Annotated in this window: 16 protein-coding genes; 5 read left to right on the plus strand and 11 right to left on the minus strand. The window is 62.4% G+C overall.

Going from position 1 to position 16679, the window contains the following annotated elements; genetic code table 11:
* Positions 1-28 precede the first annotated feature (28 nt).
* From aceK to FVE66_RS17985, 3 genes are all read right to left on the minus strand, one after another.
* Positions 29-1816 carry a bifunctional isocitrate dehydrogenase kinase/phosphatase gene (aceK, locus tag FVE66_RS17975; RefSeq protein WP_151448854.1) on the minus strand — a complete coding sequence of 596 codons (1788 nt, stop codon included), beginning with the start codon at positions 1814-1816 and terminating at the stop codon, positions 29-31.
* 41 nt (positions 1817-1857) lie between these two features.
* Positions 1858-3048 (minus strand): isovaleryl-CoA dehydrogenase, encoded by a 1191-nt coding sequence (locus FVE66_RS17980; protein WP_151448855.1) that lies wholly within the window; start codon positions 3046-3048, stop codon positions 1858-1860.
* A 238-nt stretch (positions 3049-3286) separates the two neighbouring features.
* A complete protein-coding gene (locus FVE66_RS17985; RefSeq protein ID WP_151448856.1) occupies positions 3287-3760 on the minus strand; it encodes a MerR family transcriptional regulator in 474 nt (157 codons plus the stop codon).
* A gap of 143 nt (positions 3761-3903) precedes the next feature.
* On the opposite strand from FVE66_RS17985, the gene FVE66_RS17990 reads away from it, so the two are divergent.
* On the plus strand, positions 3904-4971 hold the full coding sequence (locus FVE66_RS17990; RefSeq protein ID WP_151448857.1) for an MBL fold metallo-hydrolase: 1068 nt from the start codon (positions 3904-3906) through the stop codon (positions 4969-4971).
* Positions 4972-5038: 67 nt separating this feature from the next.
* Here the strand turns inward: FVE66_RS17990 and FVE66_RS17995 are convergent, their stop codons facing one another.
* From FVE66_RS17995 to FVE66_RS18015, 5 genes are all read right to left on the minus strand, one after another.
* Positions 5039-5860: a helical backbone metal receptor gene (locus FVE66_RS17995; protein ID WP_151448858.1), complete on the minus strand. Its 822-nt coding sequence runs from the start codon at positions 5858-5860 to the stop codon at positions 5039-5041.
* Positions 5861-6035: 175 nt separating this feature from the next.
* Positions 6036-6719 (minus strand): thiol:disulfide interchange protein DsbA/DsbL, encoded by a 684-nt coding sequence (locus FVE66_RS18000; protein ID WP_151448859.1) that lies wholly within the window; start codon positions 6717-6719, stop codon positions 6036-6038.
* A gap of 63 nt (positions 6720-6782) precedes the next feature.
* Positions 6783-7457 (minus strand): SPOR domain-containing protein, encoded by a 675-nt coding sequence (locus FVE66_RS18005; protein WP_151448860.1) that lies wholly within the window; start codon positions 7455-7457, stop codon positions 6783-6785.
* Between the two features lie 22 nt (positions 7458-7479).
* Positions 7480-9210 (minus strand): arginine--tRNA ligase, encoded by a 1731-nt coding sequence (argS, locus tag FVE66_RS18010; protein ID WP_151448861.1) that lies wholly within the window; start codon positions 9208-9210, stop codon positions 7480-7482.
* 128 nt (positions 9211-9338) lie between these two features.
* Positions 9339-9743, minus strand: a complete 405-nt coding sequence (locus FVE66_RS18015) for a gamma-glutamylcyclotransferase family protein (protein ID WP_161993336.1) — start codon at positions 9741-9743, stop codon at positions 9339-9341.
* A gap of 239 nt (positions 9744-9982) precedes the next feature.
* On the opposite strand from FVE66_RS18015, the gene FVE66_RS18020 reads away from it, so the two are divergent.
* A complete protein-coding gene (locus FVE66_RS18020; protein ID WP_151448863.1) occupies positions 9983-11545 on the plus strand; it encodes a class I adenylate-forming enzyme family protein in 1563 nt (520 codons plus the stop codon).
* Between the two features lie 94 nt (positions 11546-11639).
* Here the strand turns inward: FVE66_RS18020 and FVE66_RS18025 are convergent, their stop codons facing one another.
* The gene (locus FVE66_RS18025) at positions 11640-13184 is read right to left on the minus strand and encodes a tripartite tricarboxylate transporter permease (protein ID WP_151448864.1); all 1545 of its coding nucleotides are present in this window, start codon (positions 13182-13184) and stop codon (positions 11640-11642) included.
* A 10-nt stretch (positions 13185-13194) separates the two neighbouring features.
* Positions 13195-13656 carry a tripartite tricarboxylate transporter TctB family protein gene (locus FVE66_RS18030; RefSeq protein ID WP_151448865.1) on the minus strand — a complete coding sequence of 154 codons (462 nt, stop codon included), beginning with the start codon at positions 13654-13656 and terminating at the stop codon, positions 13195-13197.
* A gap of 372 nt (positions 13657-14028) precedes the next feature.
* Here FVE66_RS18030 and FVE66_RS18035 point away from each other — a divergent pair, with 372 nt between their 5' ends.
* Positions 14029-14856 carry a metal-dependent hydrolase gene (locus tag FVE66_RS18035; RefSeq protein WP_151448866.1) on the plus strand — a complete coding sequence of 276 codons (828 nt, stop codon included), beginning with the start codon at positions 14029-14031 and terminating at the stop codon, positions 14854-14856.
* A 5-nt stretch (positions 14857-14861) separates the two neighbouring features.
* On the opposite strand, the gene FVE66_RS18040 is transcribed toward FVE66_RS18035, so the two are convergent.
* On the minus strand, positions 14862-15098 hold the full coding sequence (locus FVE66_RS18040) for a hypothetical protein (RefSeq protein WP_206668789.1): 237 nt from the start codon (positions 15096-15098) through the stop codon (positions 14862-14864).
* Between the two features lie 70 nt (positions 15099-15168).
* On the opposite strand from FVE66_RS18040, the gene FVE66_RS18045 reads away from it, so the two are divergent.
* Together FVE66_RS18045 and FVE66_RS18050 are read left to right on the plus strand one after the other, a co-directional pair.
* On the plus strand, positions 15169-16359 hold the full coding sequence (locus tag FVE66_RS18045; protein ID WP_194164411.1) for a mandelate racemase/muconate lactonizing enzyme family protein: 1191 nt from the start codon (positions 15169-15171) through the stop codon (positions 16357-16359).
* A 42-nt stretch (positions 16360-16401) separates the two neighbouring features.
* Positions 16402-16674 (plus strand): UxaA family hydrolase, encoded by a 273-nt coding sequence (locus tag FVE66_RS18050; protein ID WP_241673270.1) that lies wholly within the window; start codon positions 16402-16404, stop codon positions 16672-16674.
* Positions 16675-16679: the final 5 nt, after the last annotated feature.

The raw sequence follows: 16679 nt of genomic DNA on the forward strand, positions 1-16679 counted from the left end.
TCCATTTCAAAGTTTCGATAGACTGGTATCAGGCCGCCGTGAGGGCGGCCTTTGCCTGGGGTTTAAAACTGAACCGACTTTCCTGGGGATAGGGAAATACATCCGCCATCCAGCCTTCCAGGATGCGCTGCTTGCCCGCATTCCAGTACTCCGCGGTGAGCAAGTCGGCGTGATGTTTCAGGAACGCCGACTTCACCTGGGGGTTGCCGAGCAGGAAAGTGCCGAACTGCTCGGGGAACACGTCATTCCTTGCCACCGGATACCAAGGCTCGGCCGACATCTCGTCTTCCAGCGTGCGAGCCTCCGGTATCTTGCGAAAATTACAATCGCTGATGTACTCGATTTCGTCGTAATCGTAGAACACTACGCGCCCCTGGCGGGTAACGCCGAAATTCTTGTACAGCATGTCACCGGGGAATATGTTAACCGCAACCATGTCCTTGATGGCGTTTCCGTATTCAATCACACCGTGCTCCAGGGCGCTCAGGTCGCCCTCCCGCTCGGCCTTTTCCAGCCAGATGTTCAGCGGCACCATGCGCCGCTCGATGTACAGGTGCCGTATGACGATCTGGTCCTGTTCCTCCTCCACCACCGAAGGCGCGACCTGCTTCAGTTCCGCCAGCAGCGCCTCCGAGAAGCGGGCGCGGGGAAAGGCGACGTCGGAATATTCCAGCGTGTCGGCCATGCGGCCGACACGGTCGTGATATTTCACCAGCAAGTATTTCTTCTGCACCTGTTCGCGCGTGGTTTCCTTGGGTGGCGGGAAAAAATCCTTGATCACCTTGAACACATAGGGAAACGACGGCAGCGTGAACACCACCATCACCAGCCCGCGTATGCCGGGTGCGCTTTCGAACACGTCCGACGAGTGGCGCAGATGATGCAGGAAGTCGCGATAGAACAGCGCCTTGCCCTGCTTTTGCAGCCCGAGGATGGTGTAGATCTCGCTGGCCGGCTTGAATGGCATCATGCTCTTGAGGAAGCTGACATAGGCCGACGGCACTTCCATGTCGACCATGAAGTAAGCGCGCGTGAATGAAAACAGCAGCGTGATCAGGCGCGGGTCGAACAGCACCGTGTCGAGCTCCAGTCCCGCCGGTCCGTGCAGGATCGGTATCACGAACGGATACTCGCGATTGCCATTGATGATCTTGCCGACCACATAGGCGCCCTTGTTACGGTAGAACAAGCTAGCCAGCACTTGCAACTGGTGATTGGGCTCCAGTTGCTCGGCGCCCAGCATGAAGCGCAGCCTTGCTTCGACAAAACCGACGTCGCGGTCGAGGTCGTCGAACAGCGCATCGAGCTGGAAATTGGTGATGACGCGACGCAGCGCGTAGTGCAGTCCGTCGGCGCCCGGATAGTAGACGCGATAGGTGGGCGCGATTTCCTCGGTCTCGATGTACTCGGTCGATATCGCCGGTCGCACGAAGATGAAATCGTTGTTGAAATAGCGGCGGTGCAATATCCGGCAGAAGACTGAATTGAAAAAGGTCTCTGCCAGCTCGGGCTGCTTGTGGCCGGTCAGCAGCCCGATGTAATGCAGCTTCACTTCGCGCCAGACGTCGTCGGTCAGCGCTGCCTGGCTGGTGCTGCCGCGCAGCGCCTCGACGCACTCCTGTACGCGCGTGTCATAGTAGGCGATGCGTTCCCGGGCCTCCTGCTGCGCGAGCTTCCATTGGCGACGCTCGAAATGCCGGCGCGCCGCCTTGCTGGCCTCGCGGAACAGGCGGTAGTGACGGTCGAAGCCGTCCAGGATCGCGCGCGCCGTGTCGTAGCCGATGCCGGAAGAAAGGAGGCGCGGGAAGGCTGGCATGATGCGTTACCGGGGGGATTGGGTTGCGGCCCGCAATGGACTCAGTCCTGCCTGGTTTCGGCAAACAGCTCGCGGCCAATCAGCATGCGGCGAATTTCACTGGTGCCCGCGCCGATCTCGTACAACTTGGCATCGCGCCACAGCCGACCGGCAGGATAGTCATTGATGTAACCGTTGCCGCCCAATGCCTGTATCGTCTCGCCGGCCATCCAGGTCGCCTTTTCTGCCGAGTACAGGATCGCCCCGGCGGCGTCCTTGCGCAGCGCGCGCACCGCATCCGGCGTCTTTGCGCGGTCGCAGGCCTGGCCTACTGCATAGACATAGGCGCGGCAGGCCATCATGGTCGAGTACATGTCCGCCAGCTTCCCCTGCATCAGCTGGAACTCGCCGATCGGCTGGCCGAACTGCTTGCGCTCGTGGACGTAGGGCACGGTGACATCCATGCAGGACTGCATGATGCCCAACGGTCCGCCGGACAGGACGGTGCGCTCGAAATCGAGGCCGGACATCAGCACATTGACCCCGCGCCCGAGTCCGCCCAGCACATTTTCGGCCGGCACTTCGCAATCCTCGAATACCAGCTCGCCGGTGTGCGAACCGCGCATGCCAAGCTTGTCGAGTTTCTGCGCCACCGAAAACCCCTTTGATCCCTTCTCGACCAGGAAGGCGGTCAAGCCGCGCGCGCCGGCTTCGATATCGTTCCTGGCGTACACCACCAGCACGTCGGCGTCGGGGCCGTTGGTGATCCACATCTTGGTGCCGTTCAGGACCCAGCGGTCGCCTTTCCAGTCGGCGCGCAAGCGCATGTTGACCACATCCGAGCCGGCGTTCGGCTCCGACATCGCCAGCGCCCCAACGAACTCGCCGGACACCAGCCTGGGCAGGTACTTGCGCTTCTGTTCTTCGGTGCCATTGCGGCGGATCTGGTTGACGCACAGGTTCGAATGGGCGCCATACGACAGCCCGACCGAGGCCGAGCCGCGCGAGATTTCTTCCATCGCGACAATGTGGGCCAGGTAGCCCATGGCGCTGCCGCCGTACTCTTCCTCGACCGTCACGCCCAGCAAGCCCAGGCTGCCCATCTTGCGCCACAGGTCCATCGGAAACTGGTCGCTGCGGTCGATCTCGGCGGCACGTGGCGCAATCTCGACCGCTGAAAACTGCTGCACGGTATCGCGCAGGGCGGCGATATCTTCACCGTGGTCGAAATTCAGGCCGGGCAACTGGAGCATGAGAACCTCAAAAGCTAAGTTGGGACAGTGACAGTAACCGCGGCCAGCCGCGGAAGGGCATATGCGGAATTCTGTCTCCCGCTGCCGGCGAAGCCTTGTCCGGCGTCAAGCAGGGATGCGCAATAGCAGCGACTGCCGGGTGGGCCGGAAGCGGTGGAAACCGCAAAGCGGATGCGATGACGGCAGAAATCATACGATGAATTGACGTTAACGTAAACGTAAGGTATCCGGCCGCGCGCTAGGCGGCCTTGCGGCTACGCGCAGGCGGCTTGCCCGGTTCGCGTCTCGTCTCGCGTCTCGTCTCGCTTTTCGTTTCGCCTTTTTTCGGCGCCGTTGCCCTTTCGAGCAGCTTGCGGCAAGCCGCTTCGTGGGCGGCGAGCTCGGCCAGTGTCACCTCGATGTCCTCGCGCTGCTGCTCCAGCGCGTCGCGATGCTGCGCCAGCACCGTCAGGAAACGGTTCAACTGCGGCACCGAGTCCCTGGGCGATTCGTACATGTCGACCAAGCTCTTGATTTCCGACAGGCTAAGGCCGAGCCGCTTGCCGCGCAGGGTCAGCTTGAGCCGGGTGCGCTCGCGCGCCGAGTAGACGCGGGTACGCCCGCCCGTCCCTTCCCGCTTCGGACTGATCAGGCCCTGGTCTTCATAGAAGCGGATCGCGCGCGGCGTGATGTCGAATTCACGTGCCAGTTCGGTGATGGTGTAGGTCGGCATGTCGGACGGAAGGATTCGAGGCAAAACGCGGGTAGTGATAGTGATTTAAAATGGCAGTTAACGTAAACGTCAATCCATTGTAGGCGCGTGGCCGGCAAATGTGAATCAGCGCGCCGGCCGCAAATTTGTTTTTGAGAGAATCAATGAATCTGCTTGAAGCCCAACTCGACTATCCTTTCGGCGACGCATTGCCGGAACCCGGTGCTGTGCAACAGGTGCTGCCCGGCCTGTACTGGCTGCGCATGGCGCTGCCGTTCGCGCTGAACCATATCAACCTGTGGCTGCTCGACGACGAGCTGGAAACGGAACAGGGCGTGGTACGGGGATGGACAATCATCGATTGCGGTATTGCAAGCGAGCCGACCCGAACGTCATGGGAGTCGGTGTTCAGTACCGCGCTGCAGGGACGGCCGGTGCTGCGCGTCATTGCGACGCATTACCATCCCGATCACATGGGCCTGGCGCACTGGCTGTGCGAGCGCTGGAACGTGACGCTCTGGGTCACGGCTGGCGAATATGCCGTGGCACGCATGATGTCGGCCGGGCTGCCCGGCTACAACGGGGCGGCAATGGTGGAGCATTTCCGCCGGCATGGACTGCCTGACGAAGCGACCGGCCAGGTGGGCGAACGCAGGAACCACTACGTGTCGCTGGTGCCCTCGGTGCCGTCGACCTACCGCCGGATGCAGGACGGTCAGTCGATCCGGATCGGAAACGCCGACTGGCGGATCATCACCGGCTTCGGCCATTCGCCGGAACATGCAGCGCTCTACAGCGAGCAGCTGAACCTGATGATTTCAGGCGACATGGTGCTGCCGCGCATATCGACCAATGTCTCGGTGCAATGCTACGAGCCGGAATCCAATCCAGTCCAGCAATACATGGATTCACTCGGCAAATTTGCTTCGCTGCCGGATGACACGCTGGTGCTGCCCTCGCATGGCAAGCCATTTCGCGGCCTTCATACGCGCATACAGCAGCTGCGAGACCATCATGCAGAACGGCTGGCTGAAGTGCTGGTTGCGTGCCGCGAGAAGCCGATGTCGGCCTGCGACATCGTTCCCATCATGTTCCCGCGCGCGCTGGATGCGCACCAACTCTCGTTCGCACTGGGCGAAGCGCTGGCGCACCTGCACCAGCTGTGGTTCGAGGGCTACCTGGTACGCAGGCTGGACGAAAACGGCGTCTACCGGTTCGCTGCCAGGGAATAAGGTAGAGAGCAAGGTCGGAACAGTGAAGGTCGGCACCGCGCAAATCCGGATGCCGCATCGGCTCCGGTCAAAGGGCGGAGCCGTCCTTCGCCATATCCCCCAGGTAGCGCAAGCCCCGGATGGCGCGGCTGCCGTACCACGAAATCATCTCGCCATCGATCACGCTGACCGGAACCCCAAGTTGACGCTCGAGCAGGTCGGCATGCTGCCCGGTGAACCGGTACGGTTCGCTCGATAGCAGGACTTCATCAATGCCGCCGGCCAGCGCCGCACTCCAGTCAAAACGCGGGTAGCGCGCGCTGCCTGTCGCGGGCGCCGGAACCTCCACCTGCTGCCAACCCACCAGCGACAGCATCTGGCCAATGTAGGTGGCGGGGGCGACCGTCATCCACGGGTCCTGCCAGATGCAGTACAACACTTTCCGCGGCCGCCAGGCCTGCGCCGTCAACAACGCGTGCTCCTGCTCGAAAACTCGAGCCAGCATTTCGGCGGCCTCGCCGGCATTGAAGATGCCACCCAGCAGTCGGTACAGGCCCAGATTGTCACGCGGCGCATCGGGATGGGTGACGATCACGTTGGGGATGAAGCTGGCAAGCTGGTCAACGACCGGCTTGTCGTTTTCGTCGATGTTGACCACCACATGCGTGGGGGCCAGTTCGCGCAGCTTGCCGATGTTCACATCCTTGGTGCCGCCGACCTTGGCGACAGCGGCAAGCCCGGGAGCCGGATGAATGCAAAATCCGGTTCGTGCAACCAGCAGGTGCCCGAGCCCGAGATCGAACAGCAATTCGGTCAGCGACGGCACCAGGGATGCGATGCGAACGGTGTCCCGGGAGGAGACCGGGCGATGGATGCGACCGAGCGCATCGATGAACGGGCCGGATGTCATGTAGAGGCAATCTGGTCGGAAGGAAGCACCGATACTAAGGGATCTGCGGCAGGCATGCAGCGCGCTGGAATGATGCAGTCCGCGCGCGCTCGGAAATCAGTCCACCCGGGATGTACACGGCAAAAAAAAGCGCGCCCAAAGACGCGCTTTTTCATTGAGCCCGGCAGGCCGGCTCTTACTTCTTGCCGTTCCCGCCCATCTCTTTTTCGGCCCTCGCCACCAGGTGGCTCATCACCTGCAGCGAGGCTGTGTGCAGCGCCGTTTCCGGTTGGTTGCCCATTGCCGCACCGACGATGGAAGGCGAAGTGATGTACCTGCCGCCGATCGCAATCATGGGCACGCCGTCGACCTTGTAGTCAGCCTGCAGCTGGGTCGCGCGCTTGGCCTTGGTCTGCACCCCGAACGAGTTGTAGACGTCGAGGAATTTCTTCTTGTCGATGCCGTTCTTGACGATGAAATCAGTGATCAAGGCGTCGGTGTTGAGCGCCTGGCGTTCGGCGTGGATGGCGGAGAACACCTTGCCATGCAAACGCTCGACTTCACCCAGCGCTTCCAGCGTGTAGTACAGCTTTTGCTGGGGAACGAAGGAATCGCGGAATGCCACCGGCACGCGCTTGAAGACGATGCGCTCGCCCTGCTTCTTGACCCAGTCATGAAGGCTTGGCTCCAGCGCATAGCAATGCGGGCACGCATACCAGAAGAACTCGGTGACCTCGACCTTTTTGCCGGAATCGGTCGACTGCGCCTTTTCCAGCGTGCGGTAGTCAACGCCGTTCTGGGGATTGGCCGGCGTGGCGCCGGCGGAAAGGGCCAGCAGGCCCAGGCTGAATGCGGCGAAGAAGTGCTTGATCAGGCGCATGGGGGATATTCCTTCCGTTGAGTCCGTCTGTTTCGGTTGTTCAGGTTATTACGGCTATTTGGCCTATTTCGGCACCCGCACCACTGCAACGTCGACGCCGTTGTCGGTCAGTTTGCCGCGCACGCGATTCATTGCCTCGAGTTGCGCGAACGGGCCGATACGAACGCGGTACAGGGTGCCGTTGTCGCTCTTGCGCTCGGCGATACTCGCGCCGACCCCCATCAAGGCCAGCCTGGCCTTGGTGTTTTCAGCGTCGGCCTTTTCGAGGAACGCGCCCGCTTGCAAATAATAGGTGAATTTTTCATCGGCAGCAGAAGACGGCTCGGCCTTGGCCACGCGGGACTCAGCGGCCGTGGACTTGTCGACCACCGGTGCCTTGTTGTCGGCGCGGCTCTCCGGCTTTGCAGCGGGCTCCTTGGCTGCTTGGCGCGCAGCATCCTTCGCATCAAGCGCCGGCTCGCCGGGCTTGGCCTCCTCCTCGGGCTTGGCAAATTGCTTTGCCGCCTCGCGCGCCGGCTCCTTGTTACCCTGCAGCGACTTGTTCGGGTCGACGATCTGTCCGGTCGAGGCAGACGCCGCATCCGGCGCCTTCTCCGGCCGTCCTACCTTGTTGGTGAACGGCAGCGGCGTATTCTTGATCATGACTGCCACGACGACGGCGACCGACAAGCCAATGACCAGGCCGAGTATCAGTCCGAGCAGTGTGCCGCCTGCCTGCCGGTTTCCTTGTTTGATCATGCTGGTGTCGCTTTCTGATTTATCACATGCGCGCTGGCGTCGATACGCCAAGCAGGCCCAGTCCATTACGGATCACCTGCCGCACTGCGATGAGCAGCGCAAGCCGGGCCATTTTGGTCGCTTCATCGTCGACCAGCACCCGCTCCGCATTGTAGTAGCTGTGCAGTTCGCCGGACAGTTCCCTCAGGTAGAAAGCCAGCTGGTGCGGACCGAGCTCTTCGAGCGCCTTCTGCAGCATTTCCGGATATGACGCCAGCTTGCCGAGCAAGATCGATTCGCGCGGCGAGACCAGCGGCGAAAGGTCGACTCCGGCCAGGCTGGCCTCGTCCCCGCCCCATTGCGCCAGCACCGAACAGATGCGGGCGTGCGCATACTGCACGTAGTACACCGGATTTTCGTCCGATTGCGCCACCGCCAGGTCGACATCGAACACGAATTCGGTGTCGGCCTTGCGCGAAATAAGGAAAAAGCGCACTGCGTCGCGTCCGCGGGTCAGGTCGCGCGGCTGGTTCTCGTCGGCGGATCCGGTGGACCACTCGATCAGGTCGCGTAGCGTGACGTAGGAGCCGGCGCGCTTGGAAATCTTGACCTCTTCGCCATTGCGCATCACGGTCACCATCTTGTGCAGCACATAGTCCGGATAGCCTTGCGGTATCCCGACCCCGGCCGCCTGCAGGCCGGCGCGTACCCGGGCAATGGTGCCGTGGTGGTCGCTGCCCTGGATGTTGATCGCCTTGGCAAAGCCGCGCTGCCACTTGGTGATGTGGTAAGCCACGTCCGGCACGAAGTAGGTGTAGGAGCCGTCGGACTTCTTCATCACGCGGTCCTTGTCGTCACCGTACTCGGTGGTGCGAAGCCAGAGCGCGTTGTCGAGTTCGTAAGTCTTGCCCGCCGCGCTCAGGGCGGCGACCGCCGCCTCGACCTTGCCATCGTGGTATAGCGATGATTCGAGATAATAGTTGTCGAACTTTACGCCAAAGGCCTGCAGGTCGAGATCCTGCTCGCGGCGCAGGTAGGCGACGGCAAACAGGCGTATCGATTCCATGTCGTTGGCGTCGCCACTGGCGGTTACCGGCCCGCCGTCGCTGGCAGTCACGGTCTTCTTCGCCAGGAAATCGGCAGCGATGTCGGCGATGTAATCGCCGTTGTAGGCCGACTCCGGCCAGTGCTGGTCGCCTGGTTTGAGGCCGCGTGCTCGCGCATGCACGGAGAACGCCAGGGTGCCGATCTGGTTGCCGGCGTCGTTGTAGTAGAACTCGCGGGTGACGTCGTAGCCCTGCGATTCCAGCAGGGCTGACATGGCGTCGCCCAGCGCGCCCTGGCGGCCGTGGCCGACGTGCAGCGGTCCGGTCGGATTGGCGGAGACGAATTCGACGATCACCTTCTGCCCGCTGCCAATCTGGCTGCGGCCGAATTGCGCACCCTGCTCGCGCACCGCATGCACGACTGCCTGCCGGGCTGCGGCAGCGACCCGCAAATTGATGAAGCCGGGGCCGGCGATCTCGACCGTCTCGATCAATCCGGCGCGCCTGGGATCGGCCAGCACCGCCGCCACCAGCAACTGGGCCAGCTCGCGCGGGTTGCGCTTGAGCGGCTTGGCCATCTGCATGGCGATGTTGCAGGCAAGGTCGCCATGCGAAGGATCGCGCGGGCGGTCCAGCGTCACGACCGGCGCCGGTGCGGCGCCCTCGACCAGCGGCGCGAGCGCTGTCAGGAAAATATCGGCTATCAGTTGTTTCTGTTGGGCGAGCATGGGGTGGCGACGGCGCGAGGCGCGTGCTGAAGGAGTTGCTGAAAGTAGCGATTATACCGGCGGCGGCGGCGCCAACCCGGCCGACGCTGCAAACGCAGCATGCCCGCCTGGCGACAACAGGTCAATTCTCAGCGGTCCGCTTCCGGCAGCGGATTCGACTGCAGGAAACGCCCGGCAAGGAAGGTGTCCGGATCCCAGAGCTCATCCTCCAGCAGCCCCGCCCCGGTGTAGAGGTAAGTACTTGCCATCACTGTTTCCCGCGTATTTTCTATCGCGACTACCACTTGTACACGGCGATAATCATCGCCTTCAAAACGGTCAAGCCGGGCTACATCCGCCGTGGAAACGTCGGAATAGAGCACGCCGCGCACCGAATCCCCTCTGCTGGCGACCATGCCCGGATATTCCTGCCCGTGCAGGGCGTGGCGCGCAAACCCGGCAAGGCTTGCCACCTGCGCCGCATGACGACCCTGAACTACGTGAGCCCAGACCTCGGGGAACATCAGGGACCCATAGGTGAAAATGTGAGTCATGTTTGCCTGCCTGACAAGAATCGATCCGCAACAGGCGTGATCCCCGCAATCATAGTCCGGAACCATGCTCGCGCGATCGCATCAGATGGGCGGACACCTTTGTTTGCCGGATGTAATACGTCCGTGCCCCCTTGCGCCCTTGTTTAGAATAGACGCTTTCCACCTGTCGCCGCCGTGGCCCGATCGTCGGGATCGTCGGGGTCGTCAGGACTATCGTTGCGGCCCTTGACCAGAAATCCATGACTACCATTGCGTCTTCCCTGCCCGAGCAGGAATTCATTTCCCTTCCTGACCTGGTCGCCCGGCATGCCGCAGCCGATCCGCGGCACATTGCCTTGATCGAGGGCGAACGCAGCATTGACTACGCCGGACTCGATCAGCTGATGAACCGGGTCGCGGCCAGTTTGCAGCGCGATGGCGTACGGCCGCAGCAATGCATTGCGATCTGCGCGGCCGGCTCGCTGGACTATGCCGCGACCTTCCTCGGCGCGCTGCGGGCCGGCGTGACCGTCGCGCCGCTGGCGCCCTCCTCCACCGCCGAGGGGCTGACCGCCATGATCCGGGACTGCGAAGCCACCCACCTGTTCCTGGATGCTGCCACCGCCGTACTGCTGAAGGATGCCGCCGGCCTGCCTGCGCTGCGCCGTGTCCATCTCGGCAGCGGCGAAACCGGCTCGGACGGCGTTCGCTGGCAGGACTGGCTGGCCGACGCCGCCTCTGCCCGGCCGGTGACAATTGATCCGTCGTGGGCTTTCAATATCATCTATTCCTCGGGCACGACCGGCACGCCCAAGGGCATCATGCAGCCGCATTCGATGCGCTGGATGCATGTGCAGCGCGGGATCCTGAACGGCTACGGGCCGGATGCGGTGGCAATGATATCCACCCCGCTGTATTCGAACACGACGCTGGTCAGCCTGGTCCCGACCATCGGCCTGGGTGGCACGGCGGTGATCATGCCGAAATTCGACGCCACCGGCTTCCTGGAGCTGGCGCAGAAAGTACGCGCCACGCACGCGATGCTGGTGCCGGTGCAGTACCAGCGGCTGATGTCGCATCCGGATTTCGACCGCTACGACCTGTCCTCCTTCCGGATGAAGTTCAGCACCAGCGCGCCGTTCGCCGCGGCGCTCAAGGCCGATGTGCTCAAACGCTGGCCGGGCGGACTGATCGAGTATTACGGCATGACCGAAGGCGGAGGAACCTGCATCCTGGCGGCGCATGAACATCCGGACAAATTGCATACGGTGGGACGGCCTGCGCCAGGCCATGACATTCGCCTGATCGACGAGAACGGCAAGCAGGTCGGACCGGGCCAGATCGGCGAGGTGGTCGGGCATTCCGGCGCGATGATGACCGCTTATTTCAAGCAGCCGGAAAAAACCGCCGAGGCCGAATGGCATGACCCTGAGGGCAAGCGCTTCATCCGTACCGGCGACCTTGGAAGCTTCGACGAGGATGGCTTCCTGACCCTTTTCGACCGCAAGAAGGACATGATAATTTCGGGCGGCTTCAACATCTATCCGACCGATCTTGAAGTGGTGCTGCGACAGCATCCTGCCGTCGCCGATGTGGCCGTGGTCGGCGTGCCTTCGCAGAAATGGGGAGAGACGCCGGTGGCATTCGTCGTGGCCCGCAGCGGGTCGGTCGTGGACGAAGCAGGGATCATGGCCTGGGCCAACGAGCGGCTGGGGAAAACACAGCGCTTGGCCGCGGTACGGCTGGTCGATGCGCTGCCGCGCAGTCCGATCGGCAAGGTATTGAAGCGGGAGCTGCGGGATGGCTTTGCCGGAAACGCATAGGCTGTCAGGAACCCGGCTGTCCGTCAGGAACTGACGGACAAAAAAAATGGGCGGGTTGAAAACCCGCCCATCCAGTCCGATCAGTGTGAGGTGATCACTCTTCCTGGAACGCCTCTTCGCGCTTGCTCTTGATCGCCGGCAGGGCCACGATCACGACCAGCAGGCCGGCAGCAATCAGCAGGCCGAGCGACAGCGGACGGGTGAAGAACACCGTGAAGTCACCGCGCGACAACAGCAGCGAACGCCGGAAGTTCTCTTCCATCATCGGTCCCAGCACGAAGCCCAGCAATAGCGGCGCGCCTTCGGCACCCAACTTGAGGAAGATGTAGCCGAGGAGACCGAAGCCTGCCGTCATGAACACGTCGAAGGTACTGTTGTTCACGGTGTAGACACCGATACAGCAGAAGGTCAGGATCGACGGATACAGGAAACGGTAAGGCACGGTCAGCAGCTTGATCCAGATGCCGATCATCGGCAGGTTCAGGATCACCAGCATCAGGTTGCCGAGCCACATGGAGACAATCAGGCCCCAGAACAGGGTCGGGTTGCTGGTCATGACCTGCGGACCCGGCTGGATGTTGTGGATGGTCATTGCACCGACCATCAGCGCCATCACGGCATTGGGCGGAATGCCCAGTGTCAGCAGCGGGATGAAGGAGGTCTGTGCCGCCGAGTTGTTGGCCGACTCGGGAGCCGCGACGCCTTCGATTGCGCCCTTGCCGAACTCGGCACTGTTCTTCGATACCTTCTTTTCCAGCGAGTAGGCGCCGAACGAAGCCAGTGACGCACCGCCGCCCGGCAGGATGCCCAGTGCCGATCCGAGCGCGGTACCGCGCAGGATAGGTCCGATCATCCGCTTGAAGTCGTCCTTGGTCGGGAACATGTTGGTCACCTTGCTGGTGAACACTTCCCGCTTGTCCTTCTGCTCGAGGTTGGTCATGACTTCCGCGAAGCCGAACACGCCCATTGCCACTGCCACGAAGCCGATACCGTCGGTCAGTTCCGGAATGTTGAACGCATAGCGGGAAACGCCGGTGTTGACGTCAGTGCCAACCAGGCCACCGAGCAGGCCCAGCACGATCATCGCGATTGCCTTGATCAGCGAACCGGAAGCCAGCACCACCGCGCCAATCAGGCCCAGTACCATCAGCGAGAAATATTCGGCAGGACCGAATTTGAACGCAATCTCCGCCAGCGGCGCAGCGAACGCAGCCAGCAGCAGGGTGCCCACGCAGCCAGCAAAGAACGAGCCCATCGCAGCTGTCGTCAGCGCGACACCGGCCCGGCCGCGACGTGCCATCTGGTAGCCGTCGATACAGGTCACGACCGAGGACATCTCGCCGGGAAGGTTGACCAGGATGGCCGTGGTGGAGCCGCCGTACTGCGCGCCGTAATAGATACCGGCCAGCATGATCAGGCCGCCCAGGGGGGGCAGCGCGTAGGTTGCCGGCAGCAGCATGGCGATGGTGGCGACCGGGCCGAGACCCGGCAGCACGCCGATCAGGGTGCCGATGATGGTGCCGATCAGGCAGTACACCAGGTTCATCGGAATGCTGAACGACATTCCCAGGATCGTAGTCGGCTCCAGGGCGAGCACGGCGCCGAAGCCCGTGCCCAGGTTTGCGAGTAATGTTTCCATAGTTGGCTCCTTAGCCCCTCATGAATACAGGCCAGAGCTGGAATTGCAGCTTGAGCGAGTAAACGAAAACGAAAAGACAGAGCGATATGAGTACCACCGAGTTGCCGATGGAGGCCTTCCAGGTGTGCTCGTGGCTGGCATAGCTCGCCAGCAGGATCAGCACCAGCAGGGAACCGATCAGGCCCAGCGGATTGAGCAACACGCCGAACAGGACGACTGAGCCGATGATCGTGAACAGGACGCCCCAGGCAAAAGGCTGGACCTTTTCCTCAGTGTTCTTGGGAGACAGTCCGGTAACTGCGACGATGAGTCCCAACAGCATCAATATGATGCCAAGGACCGTCGGGAAATATCCGGGACCCATTCGAGCGGCCGTTCCGAACGTGTATTGTGTGCCGACACCGGCAAAGAATCCGCCGAACAGGATGAACATCACCCCTGCCCAGAAGTCCTTTTGATTTCTAATGTGCATACCGCCACTCTCCTTTGATTTTCTGGCCTTGCTTTTAGCCAAGGCGTGATTTTAACGAACAACGATTTCCGCGCAATGCCTCATTTCTTGCTGCATCGCCACATAACGTGCTGGATTGGTATCGCAAAACCCGCATAAACAGTCATGTTTCGAATGAATGTCGAAATTGCTGCGATGCGACATAAGTCGCCTGCCGATTGGCTCGGCTAAGCAAAATTACCTATTGATAAACGTCAATCCTGCCCCTGAACGGACGAATTTCGGGAACTGACCTATAATTTTTTTGCCAATTCCGGCTGCAAGCGCTCACCGAGCCCCCCTTCGTTCGGGCGGCTCCCCATGATCCACAGCAGAAAATAACAAGGAGAAGTCATGCGTAGTTACATCCGTTCGGTAGCGGCAGTCCTGTTCGCCACCGCCCTCACGGGCACGGCGACCCTGGCGGCGGCCCAGAACAAGACCCAGGTGCAGTGGCTGGGCCAGGCAAGCACCAAGATCACGACACCGGGCGGCAAGGTGATCGTCATCGACCCGTGGCTGACCAGCAATCCGAAGACCCCGGCAGCTTACAAGAACCTTGAGGCGCTGGGCAAGGTGGACCTGATACTGGTCACCCACGGTCATTTCGACCATATGGCGGACGCGCCTGCGCTGGCCAAGCTGAACAAGGCGCCCATCTATGGCCCGGCCGGCCTGATGCAGACCTTCGCCGCCCTCGGGCTGGTCCCGGCTGCCCAGGCGGTCCGGTTCGGCAAGGGCGGTACTGTGACGCCACTGGGCGACAAGATCAAGATCACCCAGACCCACGCCGAACACAGTTCGGAAGTCGCCCACAAGAATCCTGCCACCGGCAAGGATGAGGTCCATGTCGGCGGCGAGCCGGCTGGCTTCATCATCGAACTGGAAGACGGCTTCAAGATCTATCACATGGGCGACACCGGCCTGTTCGGCGACATGAACCTGATCGGTTCTTATTACAAACCGGACCTGGTGCTGATTCCGATCGGCGGCCATTTCGTGATGTCGCCCAAGGACGCGGCCGTGGCCACGCGCGATATGATCAAGCCGAAGTTTGCGATCCCGATCCACTACGGCACCATCCCGGTGCTGAAGGGCACGCCGGCCGAGTACACCGCAGCGCTGGGCAGCACGTCGACCAAGGTGTTCGTGCTGGAACCCGGGCAGGCTGTGGAATTCTGATCGCTTTACATCCGGGCCTTTCCCATGACCGCCCTGGCGGTCGTGAGGAAAGCCTGGACCGCCGGCGACGCCGGCTGCTGCGCCAGCCGGACGATGGAAATCGGCCAGTCTGGTTCGAGGTCGCGAAAACGAATCGAACACAGGATTTCCTGCTTCTGGCGCGCCTCCCATGCCAGCAATGCATCATGGTGGATACCGCCGATCGACAGCAGCGCAGTCGTGGCCGGCGCGTTGCCTGCCACGGCGACGGACCGGTAATCTTGCTGTGCCCGATCACCTGCCGCCGCTTTTTCCCCCACCTGACCTGAACCCATGACTACAAGTCCCCCCCTTCCTGCAGCACCTGCACCACCGGCCCTGCCAGACACCGGCGTCGCGATGACGGTCGCCAATCTGGAAGCCTTCGTGTTCCGCGCCCCCTGCGCCGTGCCGGTACGCACGGCGTTCGGCGTCATGCATGATCGTCCCGCGGTGCTGGTTCGCGTACGCGATGTCGACGGCGTCGAGGGCTGGGGCGAGGTGTGGTGCAACTTCCCCGGCGTCGGCGCAGAACACCGCGCGCGCCTGGTGTCCAGCCTGGTGGCGCCAATGCTGCAGGGTGCAACGGTGACACAGCCGGCGCAAACCACGGAAGCACTGGAGAATCGGCTGTCCATCCTGGCAATACAATGCGGCGAGCCGGGACCGCTGGCGCAAGTGCTGGCCGGCGTCGACCAGGCTCTCTGGGACCTGGCTGCGCGTCGCATGAAAACACCCCTGTGGCGGCTGCTTGGGGGTGCCAGTGCCACCATTGGCGCGTATGCCAGCGGGCTGGGACCGGGCGGCGCGATCGAGACGGCGCTGGCGCACCAGGCGCAGGGATATCGCGCGTTCAAGCTCAAGGTCGGCTTCAATCCGCAGGATGACGTCGAAAACCTGCGTGCCTTGCGCCGCGCACTGGGCGACGACGCCCGGTTGATGGTGGACGCAAACCAGGGCTGGAGCCGCGACGAGGCCTTGCGCGCCTGTCCACGGCTGGCCGAGTCCGGCCTCGACTGGATAGAGGAACCCTTGCGCGCCGATGCGCCGCCGGCGCAATGGCGCGACGTGGCTGCAGCCACCAGCGTGCCGCTGGCCGCCGGCGAAAACATCATGGGACTCGATCGCTTCGAGCAGGCGGTCGGGTCGGGCACCCTGGGCGTAGTCCAGCCCGACGTCGCCAAGTGGGGCGGCGTCAGCCGCTGCCTGCCGGTGGCGCGGATGGCGCTGGCGGCCGGCTTGCGCTATTGTCCGCACTACCTCGGCGCCGGTGTCGGCCTGGCGATGTCGGCTCACCTGCTGGCGGCAGCCGGCGGGAATGGCATGCTGGAGGTGGACAGCAACCCGAATCCCTTGCGCGAAATGCTGTGGCCGACGCTGGCCGCACTGCGCGATGGCCGCGTCACGCTGGGTGAAGAGCCAGGCATCGGGCCTGCGCCCGAACTGGATGCGCTCAGCGAGTTTGCCGTGCCAGTGGTTCGCTGAAATCCGATCATCCTTCCACACACGACACACATACAAGAGATGGTGACAACTTCGATCGGCCCCTCGTCCGAAAACGGGCGCAAGCATGTGGTGGTCAACAACCACGACAATGTCGCCACCCTGCTCGACGCCGAGCTCGCACTGACCACCCTGGCCGGCGGCGGGCCCTGCGCTGCCGGCATTCCCTTCGGCCACAAGGCGGCATTGCGGCCGATCGCCGAGGGCGAGGCGGTGATCAAGTACGGCGTTACCATCGGCCATGCCACCGCCGCCATCGCGGCCGGCGAGCACGTCCACGTCCATAACTGCGAATAAGCCCA

Origin of the sequence: Lacisediminimonas profundi, assembly GCF_008831265.1 — a bacterium.
Classification (GTDB): Bacteria; Pseudomonadota; Gammaproteobacteria; order Burkholderiales; family Burkholderiaceae_D; genus Lacisediminimonas; species Lacisediminimonas profundi.